At 43.5% G+C, this 18,260-nt stretch carries 13 protein-coding genes and 1 pseudogene; 5 read left to right on the top strand and 9 right to left on the bottom strand.

What is annotated here, in order from left to right:
* Positions 1–156 precede the first annotated feature (156 nt).
* A complete protein-coding gene (locus LIQ05_RS13255) occupies positions 157–936 on the top strand; it encodes a PIG-L family deacetylase (protein WP_226821346.1) in 780 nt (259 codons plus the stop codon).
* Between the two features lie 124 nt (positions 937–1,060).
* Here the strand turns inward: LIQ05_RS13255 and LIQ05_RS13250 are convergent, their stop codons facing one another.
* Positions 1,061–3,538 (bottom strand): glycogen/starch/alpha-glucan phosphorylase, encoded by a 2,478-nt coding sequence (locus LIQ05_RS13250; protein ID WP_226821344.1) that lies wholly within the window; start codon positions 3,536–3,538, stop codon positions 1,061–1,063.
* A gap of 215 nt (positions 3,539–3,753) precedes the next feature.
* On the bottom strand, positions 3,754–6,906 hold the full coding sequence (ileS, locus tag LIQ05_RS13245; RefSeq protein ID WP_226821342.1) for an isoleucine--tRNA ligase: 3,153 nt from the start codon (positions 6,904–6,906) through the stop codon (positions 3,754–3,756).
* Between the two features lie 817 nt (positions 6,907–7,723).
* On the opposite strand from ileS, the gene LIQ05_RS13240 reads away from it, so the two are divergent.
* Complete coding sequence (locus LIQ05_RS13240) at positions 7,724–8,992, top strand: D-alanyl-D-alanine carboxypeptidase family protein (RefSeq protein ID WP_226821340.1); 1,269 nt, start codon at positions 7,724–7,726, stop codon at positions 8,990–8,992.
* Between the two features lie 453 nt (positions 8,993–9,445).
* On the opposite strand, the gene LIQ05_RS13235 is transcribed toward LIQ05_RS13240, so the two are convergent.
* The 6 genes and pseudogenes from LIQ05_RS13235 to LIQ05_RS20695 all read right to left on the bottom strand — a co-directional run bounded on the left by LIQ05_RS13235 (position 9,446) and on the right by LIQ05_RS20695 (position 14,148).
* Positions 9,446–10,396: a 3'-5' exonuclease gene (locus LIQ05_RS13235; RefSeq protein ID WP_226821338.1), complete on the bottom strand. Its 951-nt coding sequence runs from the start codon at positions 10,394–10,396 to the stop codon at positions 9,446–9,448.
* A gap of 340 nt (positions 10,397–10,736) precedes the next feature.
* Complete coding sequence (locus LIQ05_RS13230; RefSeq protein WP_226821336.1) at positions 10,737–11,171, bottom strand: Hsp20/alpha crystallin family protein; 435 nt, start codon at positions 11,169–11,171, stop codon at positions 10,737–10,739.
* Between the two features lie 224 nt (positions 11,172–11,395).
* Positions 11,396–11,986, bottom strand: a pseudogene (locus LIQ05_RS13225) (ABC transporter ATP-binding protein); the annotation flags it as partial.
* A 322-nt stretch (positions 11,987–12,308) separates the two neighbouring features.
* Positions 12,309–13,232, bottom strand: coding sequence for a SufB/SufD family protein (locus LIQ05_RS13220; RefSeq protein WP_148461485.1), 924 nt, complete (start codon positions 13,230–13,232; stop codon positions 12,309–12,311).
* A complete protein-coding gene (locus tag LIQ05_RS13215) occupies positions 13,232–13,963 on the bottom strand; it encodes an ABC transporter ATP-binding protein (protein WP_226821334.1) in 732 nt (243 codons plus the stop codon). Before LIQ05_RS13215 ends, LIQ05_RS13220 begins: the two co-directional genes overlap by 1 nt.
* Positions 13,964–14,088: 125 nt before the next feature.
* Complete coding sequence (locus tag LIQ05_RS20695) at positions 14,089–14,148, bottom strand: DUF6783 domain-containing protein (protein WP_416386000.1); 60 nt, start codon at positions 14,146–14,148, stop codon at positions 14,089–14,091.
* A 288-nt stretch (positions 14,149–14,436) separates the two neighbouring features.
* On the opposite strand from LIQ05_RS20695, the gene LIQ05_RS13210 reads away from it, so the two are divergent.
* From LIQ05_RS13210 to LIQ05_RS20690, 3 genes are all read left to right on the top strand, one after another.
* Positions 14,437–14,655 carry a FeoA family protein gene (locus LIQ05_RS13210; protein ID WP_118577646.1) on the top strand — a complete coding sequence of 73 codons (219 nt, stop codon included), beginning with the start codon at positions 14,437–14,439 and terminating at the stop codon, positions 14,653–14,655.
* A gap of 111 nt (positions 14,656–14,766) precedes the next feature.
* Positions 14,767–16,710 carry an EAL domain-containing protein gene (locus LIQ05_RS13205; protein WP_226821332.1) on the top strand — a complete coding sequence of 648 codons (1,944 nt, stop codon included), beginning with the start codon at positions 14,767–14,769 and terminating at the stop codon, positions 16,708–16,710.
* A complete protein-coding gene (locus LIQ05_RS20690; RefSeq protein WP_373131110.1) occupies positions 16,698–16,757 on the top strand; it encodes a DUF6783 domain-containing protein in 60 nt (19 codons plus the stop codon). The genes LIQ05_RS13205 and LIQ05_RS20690 overlap by 13 nt, the downstream gene beginning before the upstream one ends.
* A 103-nt stretch (positions 16,758–16,860) precedes the next feature.
* Here the strand turns inward: LIQ05_RS20690 and LIQ05_RS13200 are convergent, their stop codons facing one another.
* Positions 16,861–18,231, bottom strand: coding sequence for an MATE family efflux transporter (locus LIQ05_RS13200; RefSeq protein ID WP_226821330.1), 1,371 nt, complete (start codon positions 18,229–18,231; stop codon positions 16,861–16,863).
* Positions 18,232–18,260 lie beyond the last annotated feature (29 nt).

Here is an 18,260-nt window from a genome sequence, read left to right as displayed (position 1 = left end):
TATAACAGCCTTCCCACTTTCATGTCCAGCCCTACGGCAAAGTCTTAACTTTCCCTAAAGTTTCTTAAGTTCTTCTTATCCAGCTTGTAACTTTCCTAAAACGTAGTATAATTGAGAACATAGTTATTAAAAACAACTTGAAACGGAGCTAACCCCATGAACACAAACACACCCACGGCTTCAAGCGTTTCCCCTTCCGCGCGCCAAAGATATACTGCTATCCTTCGCCGCTTGCGTCATCACTGGAAACGGAAGCTGCTTTTTCTTATAATTGCTATCGCCATCCTTTTCCTGGCAAAAGGTTTTTACCTGCTTTACCCATATATAAATCTCCCCCACGTCACCACCGCAGACCTGGATGCCCTTGATCTGGATGGCTACGACAAGGTAATGTTCGTCGCCCACCCGGATGACGACCTGCTCTGGGGCGGCAGACATTTAATTGAGGATGATTACCTGGTTGTCTGTATGACCCGCGGAAATGATCCGGTGCGAAGTGCAGAGTTTAAGTCTGTGATGGAAGCCACCGGTGATAAATATCTGATTCTCTCCTATCCGGACAAAATAGGGAAACGCCGGAGCAGCTGGACTTTCTGGAAAAAGGATATGGAGGCCGATATCGCCACCGTCCTGAATTACAAAGCCTGGACCCAGGTGGCCACCCACAACCCTCACGGCGAATACGGGCACCAGCACCACCAGATGACCCATGAGCTTGTGGAAAAAGAATATAAAGAAACTGGCTGCAAGGCAGATTTCTATTCTTTTGGAAAATATTATGTAAATGACAAGGTTCCCTACGACCTTGAAGAAATGCAAAAAGATCTCTACATCCAGAAACGCAAACTGGCCAGCCTCTACACCAGCCAGCGGACTACCGTCCGAAAAATGTATCACATGCTGCCTTATGAATACTGGCAGAAGGAAGATTACTAAAAAATCCTCCCGGAATAGCCGCGGTTGCACCGTTTCACCATTCCGGGAGGATTTCTTTTTTCATATTTAAAGTTATCCGCATAAACGGTCATCACCGTTTCGCTTCAACCTTTCCTGCCACTATTTATTTCTCAGCAGCCTCGCTCTTAGTAACAGTAACCTTATCCAGATGCCAGATATCATCTACATACTCCTGGATGGTTCTGTCAGAGGAGAATTTTCCGCTGCATGCGGTGTTCAGGAGAGCCATCTTTGCCCACTTCTTCTCATCCTTGTAAGCAGCTTCCACTCTCTTCTGGGCCTCAGCATAGGATCTGAAATCGCCCAGGATGAAGTACTGGTCTGCTCTGGAGCAGTTCTTTGTTGTAAGAAGAGAATCATAAATATCCCTGAACAGCTCTGTATCGCTGGAGAAGGTACCATTAATCAGCTGCATCAGTACCTGACGGATCTCAGTGTCTGTGTTGTAAATAAATGTTGGGTCATATCCGCCGTGGTTCTCATAGTTGATGATCTGGTCAGCGCTCATACCGAAGATGAATGCGTTCTCCTGGCCAACTTCCTCAACGATCTCTACGTTTGCACCGTCCATGGTTCCAAGTGTAAGGGCACCGTTCAGCATGAACTTCATGTTACCTGTACCAGAAGCCTCTTTACTTGCTGTGGAGATCTGCTCGGAAACATCTGCTGCTGCGAAGATCATCTCTGCGTTGGATACTCTGTAGTTCTCGATGAATACAACTTTGATCTTGCCATTGATAGTCGGATCATTGTTTACAACATCACCTACACAGTTGATCAGTTTGATGATCTTTTTCGCACGCTCATAAGCAGCGGAAGCTTTTGCACCAAAGATAAAGGTTCTTGGATAGAACTCCATCTCCGGATGTAATTTGATCTGGTTGTACAGATAGATTACATGAAGGATGTTGAGAAGCTGTCTCTTGTACTCATGAAGTCTCTTAACCTGTACATCAAAAATGGAGTGAGGATCAACTTCAACACCATTGTGCTCCAGAATGTATTTTGCAAGACGCTGTTTGTTCTGGAATTTGATGTTCATGAACTCCTGAAGAGCTTTCTCATCATCTGCATAAACCTTCAGCTTGCCAATCTGGGAAAGATCTGTTACCCAGTCTGGTCCAATATGGTCTGTAACCCATGCAGCAAGATTCTGGTTTCCGTGAAGAAGGAAACGTCTCTGGGTGATACCGTTTGTCTTGTTGTTGAACTTCTCTGGCATCATCTCGTAGAAGTCTTTTAACTCCTGGTTCTTCAGGATCTCTGTATGAAGTCTTGCAACACCGTTTACAGAGTAGCCTGCAACGATTGCAAGGTGTGCCATCTTAACCTGTCCATCATAGATGATCGCCATCTTTTTGATCTTCTCATAGTTTCTAGGATATTTGTTCTGGATCTCGATGATGAAACGACGGTTGATCTCCTCGATGATCTGGTATACACGTGGAAGCAGTCTGGAGAACAGCTCGATCGGCCATTTCTCAAGAGCCTCGGACATGATAGTGTGGTTGGTGTAAGCCACACACTTGGTAGTTACTGCCCAGGCGTCATCCCAGCCAAGACCTTCCTGATCCATGAGGATTCTCATAAGCTCTGCAACAGCCATAGTCGGATGAGTATCGTTCATCTGGAATACGACTTTCTCATGAAGCTTCTTGATATCATCATGTGTCTTTTTGTATTTCTCGATTGCAGCCTGAATACTTGCAGATACGAAGAAGTACTGCTGTTTCAGACGAAGCTCTTTACCAGACATCTTGTTGTCGTTCGGGTAAAGTACGTTTACGATATCTTTTGCAAGGTTCTCCTGCTCAACGGCTTTCTTGTAGTCACCTTTGTCAAAAGAGTCAAATCCAAACTGCTCGATTGCAGCTGCATCCCAAATACGAAGAGTATTTACTACATTGTTCTCGTATCCAACGATCGGCATATCATATGGAATAGCCTTTACAGCCTGATATCCTTCATGGATGAATTTATTCTGGCCGGTTGCCTGGTCATACTCAACTCTTACATAGCCGCCGAAATGTACCTCTTTTGCATATTCCGGACGACGAAGCTCGAATGGATAGCCGTTCTCAAGCCATGCATCCGGAACCTCAACCTGGTATCCGTCTCTGATCTCCTGTTTGAACATACCGTAACGGTAGCGGATTCCGCAGCCGTATGCGCAATATCCAAGTGTAGCAAGAGAATCAAGGAAGCAGGCAGCAAGTCTTCCAAGACCACCGTTTCCAAGTGCTGGATCCGGCTCCTGGTCCTCAAGTGCGTTGATGTCGATTCCAAGCTCCTCAAGAGCTTCCTTCACCTCGCCGTATGCGCCAAGGTTTAAAAGGTTGTTTCCAAGGGCACGTCCCATAAGAAACTCCATGGACATGTAGTAAACAATCTTCGGATCCTGCTCTTCATAAGAGTTCTGTGTATCAAGCCAGTTATCGATGATAACATCCTTCACAGTGTAGCTTACAGCCTGGAAAAGCTGCTCCTGGGTTGCCTCTTCAAGCTTTCTGCGGTAAAGAAACTTAACGTTATCTTTTACACTCTTTTTGAAGGTTTCTTTGTCAAACTGTTTGTCAATCATTTTGTCCCTCCTGTTGTATGTTTCATTAACACTTACCAGAAATATCCTGGCAAATGTAGTGAACAGTAACATGGTTTATCTGATATACCGGACAAAAGGTTCTGAAATTCCAGAACCTTTCGCCGTAATATCTTCTTAAGTATATAGCAAAAATGTCTCAAAACATCGAAACAAAAGTGAAAATATTGTTAAATCAAGGGCTGCAGCTCTTTGCTTTACAGTTTTGTAACACCAAGAGTTACATGCTCTTTATTAATATTCCACTCTTTTACATAACCATCAGTCTCGCCATAAACAACTTTCTCGGCCAGAACCTCAGATTTGATCTCAGCCTCATTAGCCTTCATGGTCTCAACAATCTTCTCGTTGTCTTTCACGGAAACGCGGATCTTGTCCATAACCTCGAAGCCGGCCTCTTTACGCATAGTCTGGATCTTGCTGATGATCTCGCGGACAAAGCCCTCCTCGATCAGCTCAGGTGTCAGGTTGGTATCCAGGACAACAGCGGTCTCACCCTCTGTCTCTGTTACATAGCCCTCTGTCTGTGCAGTCTCGATCAGCAGGTCTTCCTCTGCCAGCTCTACCTTGTTTCCATCAATATCAAGTACAAGTACGCCGTTTGTCTTCAGCTCGTTCATAGCCTGGCTTCCGTTGATTTCTGCAAGTGCAGTGCGGATTCCGCCAAGAAGTTTGCCATATTTCGGTCCAACTGTACGAAGCTGTGGTTTGAAGCTGTAGGAGATGAAGGATTCCACGTCATCTGCAAATTTCACTTCTTTTACATTCAGCTCATCTGCGATAATGTCTGTGAAATATTTATCCATCTTCTTGGCAGCTTTTACATACATGGTTCCGATCGGCTGACGGTTCTTGATGTTTGCTGTGTTACGGCATGCACGTCCAAGAACAACAACCTCCAGAACTTCTTCCATGCTGTCTTCCAGATCTTTGTTGATCCACTCTTCTTTTACTTCCGGGAAGTCGCAGAGATGGATACTCTCAGGAGCTGTTTTGTCCAGAGATCTTACAAGGTTCTGGTAGATATCCTCTGTCATGAACGGGATCATCGGAGCTGCTGCCTTAGCAACAGTTACTAATGCTGTGTAAAGAGTCATGTAAGCATTGATCTTATCCTGCTCCATTCCCTTTGCCCAGAAACGCTCACGGCAGCGTCTTACATACCAGTTACTCATCTCGTCCACAAAGCCCTGAAGTGCTCTTGCAGTCTCCGGGATCTTGTAGTCATTCAGATCTTCGTCAACGGTTTTAACAAGTGTATTCAGCTTGCTAAGAAGCCATTTGTCCATAACTGGAAGCTTGTCATAGTCAAGTGTATATTTTGTGGCGTCAAAGCCATCGATATTTGCATAAAGTACAAAGAATGCATAGGTATTCCAAAGAGTACCCATAAATTTACGCTGTCCTTCCTGAACAGCCTTGCCATGGAAACGGTTCGGCAGCCATGGAGCACTGTTGATGTAGAAGTACCAGCGGATCGCGTCTGCACCGTAGGTCTGAAGTGCGTCAAACGGATCAACGGCATTTCCTTTGGACTTACTCATCTTCTGGCCATTCTCATCCTGTACGTGGCCAAGAACGATAACGTTCTTATATGGAGCCTGGTTGAAAAGAAGAGTGGACTCAGCAAGAAGGGAATAGAACCATCCTCTTGTCTGGTCAACAGCCTCGGAAATAAAGTTTGCAGGGAACTGCTGTTTGAACAGCTCCTGGTTCTCAAATGGATAATGGTGCTGTGCAAATGGCATTGCTCCAGAATCGAACCAGCAGTCGATAACCTCTGGTACACGGTGCATAGTGCCGCCGCACTCCGGGCATTTCATGGTGAGCTCATCAATGTATGGACGATGAAGCTCTACGGTCTTAGCACGCTCATCACCTGTTTTCTCATAGAGATCCTGGCGACTTCCAACAGATTCCATATGACCGCAGCTGCACTCCCAGATGTTCAGTGGAGTTCCCCAGTAACGGTTACGGCTGATTCCCCAGTCCTGAACGTTCTCAAGCCAGTCGCCGAAACGTCCCTTACCAATGCTCTCCGGGATCCAGTTGATGGTGTTGTTGTTGCGGATCAGATCGTCCTTAACAGCTGTCATCTTGATAAACCAGGATTCTCTTGCATAGTAGATCAGCGGTGTATCACAGCGCCAGCAGTGTGGGTAATCATGCTCAAATTTCGGAGCGTCGAACAGCTTGCCTTCTTTGTCAAGATCGGTAAGGACCATCGGGTCTGCCTTCTTAACAAATACACCGGCATATGGTGTCTCAGCAGTCAGGTTTCCTTTTCCATCTACAAACTGTACAAATGGAAGGTCATACTCACGGCCTACACGGCTGTCGTCTTCACCGAATGCAGGGGCGATATGAACGATACCAGTACCATCGCTCATGGTTACGTAGGTATCGCATACTACATAGTGGGCTTTTTTGCCTTTCGTTGCCACATAGTCGCCTGTGCATTTGAAAAGAGGCTCGTATGCTTTGTATTCCAGATCTTTACCCTTGTAGGTTTCCAGAACTTCGTAAGCTGGCTCGTCATCTTTTGCCAGCTTGCCAAGTACTTTGTCCAGAAGGGCTTCTGCCATATAATAGGTATATCCGTCTGCAGCTTTTACTTTGCAGTAGGTCTCATCTGGGTTTACACAGAGTGCAACGTTGGATGGAAGAGTCCACGGTGTGGTGGTCCATGCCAGGAAGTATGCGTCCTCGCCGATTACCTTGAAACGTGCGATCGCAGAGCGCTCTTTTACTAATTTATAGCCCTGGGAAACCTCCTGGGATGAAAGCGGGGTTCCGCAGCGCGGGCAGTAAGGAACGATCTTGAAGCCTTTGTATAAGAGGCCTTTGTCCCAGATTTCTTTCAGTGCCCACCACTCGGACTCAATGTAGTTATCCTCGTAGGTTACGTATGGATGCTCCATATCAGCCCAGAAACCAACTGTTGAGGAGAAATCCTCCCACATTCCTTTGTATTTCCAGACGCTCTCCTTACACTGCTGGATAAATGGCTCCATACCGTATTCCTCGATCTGCTCTTTTCCGTCCAGACCAAGCTTCTTCTCTACCTCAAGCTCTACCGGAAGACCATGGGTATCCCATCCGGCTTTACGAGGTACCATGTAGCCTTTCATTGCGCGGTATCTCGGAATCATATCCTTGATAACACGGGTAAGTACATGGCCGATGTGTGGCTTGCCGTTTGCAGTTGGCGGTCCGTCGTAGAATGTGTAAGTCGGACCTTCTTTACGATTTTCCATACTTTTTTCAAAAATATGGTTTTCTTTCCAGAATTCTTCTACTTTTTTCTCGCGATCTACGAAATTGAGATTCGTGTCTACTTTCTGGTACAAAGTTTTTTCCTCCTTAAATTAATTGTTGCTGTCTGCACTGGCGGACAACTTGTTAGATGAAAGCCGATGCTGTATTGGACTTCCAGAGTACGCAGTCAAAACGCCAGAGGAGTTTCCTTATATAAGAAAAGCCTCCATCCCTGCAAAAGGACGAAGGCTGTCAGCACTCGTTATACCACCTGTTACAATGTACAGGCCCGCTGCCGCGACCGATACATGCTCCCTATAACGGGGGAATTCCGTTATCTCTTACTTGAAAGCTCCGAATATATGCTATGTTCATTCCTGCATCGGTAAAACACAAATATATTTTTAGCGGAATTCAGAGATAAAACTCCGGAGTGATCTTCGGCTGAGTCTACTTGCGGCGGGCTTGCACCGTCCCCGTCTCGCTGAAAAGATCCCTGGCTCTCGCCCCTCGTGACCTTAAACGTTCAAAATCAGCTTACTGTCTCCATCGCAGTCTTTACCTATGATGTTTTCTTGTCTATTATAAGGGGCATAATTTCTATATGTCAAGTGTTTTTCCGCTGAAAAAATGGAGAGAACAGGGGAAAATATTGCTGGATTTGTCTATTTTACGGGGTGATGGGAACAATTCACACTCTTTTAATAGTTTTAGGGAGGGAAAAGTGGTATAATCAAGTAATATCTTAGGGCATAACACAAAATATTGCGTAGCAACACGCAGAGTTTATGGTCTATATGCACTCATATTGAAGTGTTGCGCTACGAAAACAATACTTTATGAGGAATTCACAGTTCCACATGCGATTTTAAACAGTTTTACTAGCATTTATTTAAGAAAGGATTTTATATGAGCAGAAAAAAACTTCATATGAAAATAAAGCGGATTTTCTGCGGAGTTCTGGCAGCGGGAATGCTTCTGGGGCAGACTGGTGCAGTCTGGGCAGAGGCCACCGATACTCCTGCAAATGATACAGCAGCCAGTTCCCCTACTCCTACTCCGGATCCGCATACCGAATATTACGCACAGGAAGCTGACACGGATTCCATCCAGGGCTGGCCGGTGGGTCCTAAGATCGAGGCACAGGCTGCAGTTCTTATGGATTTAAATACAGAAGCGGTCCTGTATTCCAAGAATGCCGACACCCAGCTTTACCCAGCCAGCATTACCAAACTTCTCACTTGTCTTCTCGGCTGTGAGAATCTGGATATAAACGCACAGCTCACCCTTTCCCAGCAGGCAGCTTACGGAATTGAAGCTGGAAGCTCCACCATTTACGGTGACGCCGGGGAGGTTTTCACTGTGGAGCAGTGTCTGATGGCACTAATGCTGGAATCTGCCAACGAAATGGCACTTGGCATTGGCGAAGAGGTTTCCGGTTCTGTAAAGAAATTTGTAGAGCTGATGAACACCAGAGCCGCACAGCTTGGATGTAAAAATACCCATTTTAATAATCCAAACGGTCTTCCTGATCCGACTCACGTTACCACGGCAAGCGATATGGCAAAGATTGCCAAGGCAGCATGGCAGAATCCTCTTTGCAGGAAATTTTTCACCACAGACCTGTATAATATTCCGCCGACTAATATTTTCAACGAAACCCGTTACCTCCTGAACCATCACAAGATGATGGCAGGCAGGGATTACGCCTACGATGGTGTCCTTGGTGGAAAAACAGGCTACACAGATGCCGCCGGTGCTACCTTGATCACCTACGCCAAACGTGGGAATATGACGCTGGTTGCCGTTGTCCTGAATTCCGTAAACGGTGCATGGGCAGATACCAAGAGCCTTCTAGATTACGGTTTTGACAATTTCGAAGTCCAGAAGGTCAAAGTCAGCAAGAATCCTGTTCCGAAGAAAAATCTTCCAAGCGAACAGTACCTGCTGAACAATTGCGGAAATACCTATCCATTCTACTATACCAAGAATGTATATGTAACTGTCCCCACTGGCACTGACCTTAGCACTCTTACTAAAAAACAGGCAATCCTTTCCAATGCGGTTGGACCATTAAGATTAAAGAGCAAATATTACTTTAACGGGCAGATGGTTGGATGGGGAATGCAGTATGAGCGGTCGATTCTGACGAATCTGCTGACAATACCAGCTTTATAAAAATATGTAACCAATTTTAAATCCATTTTCCTGCATCCGTGACAAACAGGGAGTGCAAAAGGACTATCGTTTGAAGCAGCTTTTGAAAATTTTTCTCTTAATTTTCAAAACTGATACAACGGTAGTCCTTTTAATTTAAGCACCAATATGTTTCCTCTATTTATCCTGAAGTTTCACCACCAGAATTCCGTCAATCATTTTAATCGAATTATCATCCGGATAACATGACATTTCTTTTATTTCTTTGCTTTTCTTTAATTTTTTCACCTGTTCAGCAGACGCTTCTGTGTAATTATAACTAAGTAAATGATTAAAAAATTCTTTTCTTGAATAGCGGTTAATAAAAGTAGCGGCATTTCCCCTTTCGGGTTGATAGTATGAGTATACCCTTTTTCTATTATGGCGCAACACATCTCTAAAAGTAAAAAGCCATAAAGCCTGTAAACCATAGCTCTATGACTCTTCCTTTTTCATCCTTTTCTTTGCCCTGTGGGCATCACGTTTCTGGCGGATCTCGTCGGCTTCTTCGTCGGTTACGTTAGTCAGTTTCTTGATTACATAGTACATGTTGTCTTCTGTCCGGCGGATCCGGATCTTGCCAAGGACAAAGCCATGTTCCTGGCAAAGGGACACGCTGTAGTAAACCTTGGAATTATTCATAAACCAGCGGATCTTGCGCTTAGCCGGGTTATGGCACAATGGGCATTTTGTGCTGGTTACTTCACGGTCCTTCATGGCTTTTTCCCGGGAATAAAATTCACGGGACACATATTTATCGTAAGCCGGGTAGGATACGTGGATCTCTTCCCGCTTACTCTTAGGGTTCTGGTATACATCCAGGGATGAGTTAGGAAAAATATACTCGTCTTCTATTTTCTGGAGAATACATGCGGTGTAATAAGCATCTCCCAGAGCACGGTGAAAGTCCATTTTCTTCTCTACGCCCATTTTATCTGTGGCAAATTCCAGGGAACGGCGCTCGTCGTTTTCCTCGTAGCGGATGGCAAATAATTTCTGCACATCATAATAGGTTACCGGACCTTCGATCCTGGAAAGCTCGCCATAGTATTTCATATTCCGTTGCAGTTCCATCACATCCTGATTTCCCCAGGTGAAGAAAATATATTCTTCTCCACACCAATCCAGAAACTCTGTAACTGCCTGTGGAAAAGGGGTTCCGTTCTGCAGATCTTTATAATTCATATGAATTACTTCATGGATACTGTCATGGATCCAGTTATACACCTGGGGCTTGACCAGACGCTGAAAGCTGTCCACAATTTCTTTCTTTTCATTCAGTTTTACGGCGCCGATTTCTATGATCTCAAAAGGCAGACGGCTGTTGGACCACCTTTTTCCCCCTGGGCTCTGGTTCCATTCCAAGTCAAATACAATGTAATTCATGGGTAAATTCCTTCTCTTAAAACATTGTTACTGTTCACAACGCTTGCAACAACATTTTGTTTTTTACAGTCAGCAATAATTCCAGACAAGTATAACAGACAGGTGAAATGATGTAAAGACATAAGAAAAAACCTGCCGGTGGGTAGCCGGCAGGAAATGAGGGGGTATGAAACAAAATCTATGTAAATTAGAAAATCGTCTTTAAATGAAACACAATCTATATGAAAGAAGCTGTTCACAGTATTCAGTAATTATTTACGCCAGCCGCCGCTTCTATTTCACGGCTGGCGCACATATTTTATGTCAGTCTATATCAGTCCAAAAATCTATTTTACCAAAATCAACCTTCAATAGAAATAAACTTCTTCTCTTCTGGCACTTTCTTTTTCGCTTCCTTCGGGAAGGTAACAACCAGAACACCGTTATCATATTTCGCATGAATGTCCTCATGCTCCAACTCTTTTCCTACATAGAAGCTTCTGGAGCACTGTCCGGTGTAACGTTCTCTGTGGACATATTTACCATGATTGTCCTTCTCATCTTTATTCTCAGTTCTGGAAGCCTGGATGTTCAGGTAACCATCCTTCAGCTGAATCTTCACATCTTCTTTATGAAATCCCGGAAGGTCCATGCTCAGCTCGTAGCTGCCATCCACATCCTTAATATCTGTCTTCATCAGTTCTGTGGTTCTGTAACCTCTGTTCGTCTCTCTTTCTACAGGTAATCTCATCCAATCATCAAATAAATCTTCTCCAAAAATACTAGGCATTAACATAATCCATTCCTCCTTATATTGTGAACACTTACGTGTTTAATTAACATTCTCAATGAAACTGGAAGATTTCTTTTTCTCTCTTCCTTTGTTCTGTATGTAATATAACACGTATTGTTAGCACTGTCAAGAGGTGAGTGCTAATTCTTTTGTGAAGAATTTGTGTCCTTAAATTATGCCTTTTTCAGATAATTCAATTTGGATATTCCCCAACTGTACATTATTTCTCAATGCGCCGGTTTCCAGCTTACCGCCTGCTGCCTTGCATCCACAAATCTCTTATAGATACCTTCCTGCTTCATTAGCTGCTCATGTGTTCCCTGCTGCACAATCCTTCCTTTGTCAACAACCACAATCTGATCCGCATGTCTGACTGTTTTTAATCTGTGGGCAATCATAATAATCGTTTTTTCCTTTGTAAGTACATCTACTGCATCCTTCATGGTTGCTCTGGCTATCGAAATACGCTGTTTCTCGCCACCGGAAAGTGTAGCTCTTCTCTCTCCGATCACTGTATTGTATCCATCATGAAGTTTGCTGATGAAATCGTGACAGCACGCTTTCTTTGCCACTTCCACCACTTCCTCATGGCTTGCATCCTGACGTCCGAATTTAATATTATTCTCAATAGTATCTGCAAACAAATACACAGACTGAAATACAAATGAAAAATCACGCATCAGACTGTTCATGCTGTAGTCTTTTACATTCACGCCTCCAAGCGTCACTTCCTCGGAATCCACATCCCAGAATCTGGCAATCAGATTGCAAAGTGTTGATTTTTCTCCACCAGATGGTCCAACGATTCCAAGTGATGAAATAATACAGATGACAAAATCAGAAACCGCAAGTGTTCCATTCGCCACATAATGCGCCCCAAACGGCAATACCGTAAGAAGTGTATAAGGTGTGACCACCATCATCAGTCTATGAAAGATCGAGCACCGTTTCATCCAGGAAATAAAGGAATCCGCATATGCCATAGCCGCCTTTGTAAATTTGGCATATTTCGTCATTCCCATTCTATTGTCTGATGTGTTTATTGTAACATCGGGTAATTAAAATTGGAGACAAAAAATACCAGGATAGTGCCCTTTCAGAGCTCACCTGGCATTTTATTTCCACAAAAGCTTTATATTCTCAACTCAGGAAGTTCTCAATGATCACATTTTCTGCCTCAGCCTCGGTCATGCCAAGAGTTCTCAGCTTCAAAAGCTGCTCATCGTTGATTCGACCGATTGCTGCCTCGTGAATGATCGCAGCATCCACATGTTTCGCCTGAATCTCTGGGATGGAGCCTACTTCGGCATGGTCCATAATAATGGAATCACACTGGATATGGGCATGGCATTTATTCTTTCCAACTGCCTTGGGATGGAAAACCTGGGAGGAATTTCCTTTTCCAACGGAACGGGAAATAATCTGTGCAGAAGAACCCGCTCCATTCATACAGACTTCAATATCAGACTCTGCTTTCTGCTCTCCGTCAGTCATCAGACGCTCCAGAACAAACAGCTTGGAATCTGCATCCATTGACACATTTGTAGTACGGATGGTGGAGTCAACCCCCTTGATCTGAACGGTATCCAAGGTGAACACAGAGTTCTCACCAAGTTCAATATTAGTCACCGGATTCAGCACTCTGCTGCCGGTTCCTTCGCCCTCACCATAATGCTTTTCCTCGTAATGTACATTGGCATTCTTGCCCACATGGAAGGTGTGGATGCCATCGTGACGGCTGTCATTGCAGCCGCTGTTGTGGATTCCGCAGCCTGCCACAATGTCTACATCTGCACCATCTGCCACATAAAAATCATTGTAAACCAGGTCTGTCATTCCGGACACACTGACTACCACCGGGATAAAAACCTTCTCCCCTTTCGTCTCGCCATCAATGAAAATATCGATTCCCGGCTTGTCCTCTTTTTTCTTTATTTTGATGTGCTCGCTATCACCGTGGCAAATGGAAATACCGTTTTGACGGAGATTAAAAGCACCCTTCTGCGCGAATCCTTCGCTGATCTTATCCAGCACGCCCTGGGTTGTTTCTTCTACTTTAACCATCAACATTTTCCTCCTTCATTCAGACATTTCTGACATTTTTCCTGCTGGAATAAGGTTGGGAAAACGTCTTCTTTGGTACCATATTTCTTCACTTCACCGTCTTCGATCACCATGATCTTGTCCGCCATATTGATGATTTTTTCCTGATGGGAAATCAGGATCAGGCATTCCTTTTTCTCACGATGAATCTCCTCAAAGCGTTTGATCAGCATGGAAAAGCTCCACAAATCGATTCCTGCTTCAGGTTCATCGAAAATGCTTACTTTATGAGACTTCGCCAAAACTGTAGCAATCTCAATTCGCTTCATCTCACCGCCGGAAAGGGTTCCATCCAGCTGACGGTTCAGATAATCTTCGGAACAAAGTCCTACAGCTGAGAGAAGGTCACAGCTCTCTTTTTCCGTTAAATCCTTTCCTGCTGCAAGAGATAACATTCTTGCTACGGTCATACCCTTAAAGCGGGGTGGCTGCTGGAATGCATAGCCAATTCCTGCATTTGCGCGATGGTCAATATCGTATTCTGTGATGTTCTCATCATCCAGATAAATTTCCCCGCTGTTTGCCTTCTCAATACCAGCCAGCACCTTGGCCAGGGTGGATTTTCCACCGCCGTTCGGTCCTGTGATCACCAGCATTTCCCCATCCTGAACATCAAAGCTGATGTGATTTACCAGACAGCGCTTTTTCCCTTCTTCATTCACTTCAAAAGTCAGGTTCTTTACTTTCAGCATATTCGTACCTCTTCTGTTAATTTTACATTACTGCTCCAATTATGCCCGAAATTCCAGAAAAAGATTGCTTTTGAGCAATAACGATTTTATCTCTTCTTGGACTGTACTCCAAATAAAAAAAATTGTCAACTAGAGCGTGTTTGAAAAAGGCTTTCTGCAAGATGTGCGTCACAATTTGCGGAAATGATCTTTCAGACATGCTCTAAAGCATTGTAACATATGTCTCACGTAAAATAAACGTCTGATTTTCCTTACTTCTGAAAATACTTATTTCCGATGTTACGGTTTACTCCGTAACCGGCAACACGCTTCGCGATGCGCAAAAATCATGTATTCGCATGATTTCGCGCCGAGGTTCTCTGCAAACATCTACTGAAAAAATTTCTCAAAAATGTATTTTCTATACCATCTGTATGAAATGCGTGTTATACTATGTTAGTCTTTGCTAACGTTATTTAAAGGAGGTCGTCACAATGCCTTTAAGTTTAACTGAGTTTAACCATTTTTATATCATTAATAAGGTGTGCGGACTGGAAAAACAGCGGCATTATCTGGAATCCCTAGGCTTTGTCCCAGGAACGCAGGTTACGATTTTATCAGAATTACACGGGTATTATGTGGTTATGGTAAAGGGCAGCAAAATCGGCCTGGATAAGGAGCTTGCCAAGAAAATTATTGTATACGCAGGCTAATTAAAAAACAGAGAGTAACTGTTCAGTATCTTCACAGTTACGCCCTCCGCAAAATGCTGTCTTCCAAATAGTTACAAGTGAAATATCAGGCACTATATACTGGAGAAATGTATGGAAAAAAACAAAACAATTATGAAACTCTGCTACCTGCAGACAACATTTTATATTGTATTTTTGACTGCATTAATTACTCGTCACAGACGCGGAATAAGTCAGAAAACCTTTGCATTTCTGATTATTTTATCCCTTGTGGGATGTGCAGTTTCCCTTACTTTAGGAGATTATCTCAGAAATATGATCCGAAGTTCCGGCTTTGACGTAGCAGGCGTCCACGATAAAAAATCATTGGAAAAGAAGCTGCAGCAGCTTCAGAATGCAGACGATACCTTGAATGTGGGTGTCATGATGTTCGATCTGAACAATCTGAAAAAGATCAACGATACATATGGTCACGAACAGGGGGATGTGTTTATTCAGACCTTTGCTTCTTACCTGACACGGATACTCACTGAGGATAGTTTTCTCGCCAGATTCGGAGGCGATGAGTTCGTGATCGTGCAAAATCACGCCACCTGGTCTCAGCTGGAGCAGATGAATATTCAGCTCCAATCCATGCTGGATGTGTATAATCAAACAGCTGACCATCCTATCAGCTATGCAGTCGGATACGATATCAGCTGCAAAAATCACTACTACCTGATCATGGATCTTCTACAGATTGCCGATCAGAAAATGTATCAGGACAAGCGTTATAAAAAGGAACAAATGGCAAAAAAGCCACAGGAGTTTTGCCGGAATCGACTGGCAGAAAGTATCTCTACAGAGTCTTTGAAAGAGAAACTTTTTACTATTTTAAATAATAGCAACGGTGAAAAAAAGTATGCTTTTCTAATGACAGATGTAAGCAATTTTCACCTTATTAATGACTATTGGGGGTATGAAACCGGGACTGGTATTCTGAATTTTATTCTGAAAAAGATGGAACTTTTTCCACAAACCTTGTTTGTAAACAGGTATCATTCAGATATCTTTGTAGCTGTTATTGACATTACCGGAGCGGAGCATACAGCTGTTAAAAAACAAATTATTGAGTCTAACAAGCAGACTACAAAAGAAGTTCTGTCTGCTTATCCTGTTAATTATCTTTCCCTGAACACTGGTATTTATTATCTGGAAAACACGAAAATTCCAGGCGAAGAAATTATTTCGCACTCCAATATCGTCCGCATAAAGGCGAAGGATAAGCTTTGCGGTGTGTGCGAATATACAAGAGAAATTGCTCTTGCTGAACAGAAACGTGCAGACACTATTCACTCTTTTAAGGAAGCACTTGGGAAGAAAGAATTTCAGATTTATTTCCAACCAAAAATCAGCGGAAGGGAGCAGAAAATTGCCAGTGCAGAAGTACTTGTCCGTTGGAAGAGAGCAAATGGAGACCTGTGGTTTCCAGACAGTTTTCTTCCTATTTTGGAAGAAACCGGGGAGATTGAAGCTCTGGATTATTATGTTTATGAAACAGCATTTCAGTGGCTGACAGACAGACGGGAAAAAGGGCTTAAGCTGTTGTCTCTGTCCCTGAATGTATCTCCGGTTCATTTTCGAAAAATCCACACATTCACAGAAAAGGTTTCGCATTTAATCCAGAAATATGAAATTCCCTCTCAATATTTAGTTTTTGAGATTACGGAATCTACTTATATTCATAATATTGAAGCGGTTAATCACATGATCCGCTTCTTCCATGAAAAAAACATTCGAATCTCTATGGATGATTTCGGCTCTGGATATTCTTCCTTAAATACATTAAAGGATATCCTGTTTGACGAGGTAAAAATCGACAAGAAATTCCTTTCAGATAGGCTCACAGAGAATGGAAAAATCGTGCTGCAGGAGATTTTTCATCTACTGAAAAGGACTAATAAGTTTATTGTATGTGAAGGGGTAGAAACCAAAGAAATGGTAGACTTCCTGGTAGTTGAGGGATGCGATGAACTACAGGGCTATTATTATTATAAGCCCATGGAAATGGCAAAATTTGAGCAATTAATCGGGTAAAATATCCCCAAAAGTGGAGCGTGCAGCTTACGGAAATGATTTTTTAAACACGCTCCAACCCGGACGACAGCTATAGATGAGCCATGAATTTGCTCATACAAACATGGCCCATTCATGGCTGCTATCCGGGACTTTCATTGTAAAACACCTTTATTCCTTCATAGCTCTAAGCTCTCTTCTTGCGAACAATATTGCCAGTGCAAATGCAGCTGCATCTGCGATCGGTCCTGCATACATAACTCCGTCAATTCCCATTATCAATGAGAAAACAATAATCAACGGCAAAAGAAACAGCACCTGCCTGGTCAGGGACATGACGATTCCAAGCTTTGCCTTTCCAATGGATGTAAAAAATCCTGAGGACATTGGCTGAATCCCATTTGCAAATGTCATAAACATAAAAATCTTCAGATAGCGTTCTGCAAACTGGAAATAAAGGTCACTTCCGGTTCCAAAAATGCTTACAATCTGGTGGGGAAACAACTGGAAACAAAGGAAAAATACAGTTGCAATCGCAGTACATGCAATCACAGAATGACGGTATGCCAGCCTTACCCTGTCGTATTTTTTTGCTCCATAATTAAAGCCCCAGATTGGCTGACAGCCCTGTGAAATTCCAATACAAATCGCCATAAACACCTGGTTTACTTTTGAAATAACTCCTACACAGGCGATTGGAATATCACTTCCATAAACAGATAAACCGCCGTAATAACGTAAAATATTGTTTAGTACAATCTGAACAATTGCCATAGCGATCTGATTAATACAGGACGCCATTCCGAGCGAAATAATGGCTTTCAGACACTCTGAAGAAGGCTTCAACATGCTCATCTCCAGATACATTTTACGAAATTTTCCAAAATAAATAACCACCAAAATTCCGGAAATAACCTGTCCGATCACCGTTGCCCAGGCAGCACCCTTGATTCCCCAACCAAACCCAAAGATGAAAAGGGGATCCAGAATTGTGTTAATGATGGCACCTGTAAGAACACAGGTCATAGAATATGTGGGGCTTCTGTCTGCGCGGACAATATGATTTCCTCCAATGGATAATGCATAAAAAGGAAGTCCCACAGCTGTGATCCCAAGATAATCCACCGCATAGGACATAACGTCTGTCGTTGCACCAAATAAGCTTAGAAGCGGACGCAAAAACAGAAGTACTGCCACTGCCAGAATCACACCTGTGATCACCAGTGTGGAAAGCGCCGTTCCGGCTATGGAGCTTGCCTTCTTCTCTCTTCCGGCGCCCATTTCCAGGTTATAGTTAGACGCACCTCCAATTCCCAGAAGCAGTGCTAACGCCGTTGCAATAGTTGTTACAGGAAATGCAACATTTGTAGCCGCATTTCCCAGCATTCCAACGCCCTGACCAATGAAAATCTGGTCCACAATATTGTACAAAGCACTGACCAGCATGCTGATAATTGCCGGAATTGCAAATTTCCCGATCAAACCACCTACCGGAGCCGTTCCCAATGGATTTTGCTCCTGACTGATGTTTGTTTCTTCCAAAAAAATCTCCTCCCCTGTTTAAAAATATT

This window comes from Blautia glucerasea, from assembly GCF_020537505.1.
Taxonomy (GTDB): Bacteria; Bacillota; Clostridia; order Lachnospirales; family Lachnospiraceae; genus Blautia_A.
Note: the sequence above shows the minus strand (reverse complement) of the source record. Positions and strands in the feature narration are given on the sequence as shown.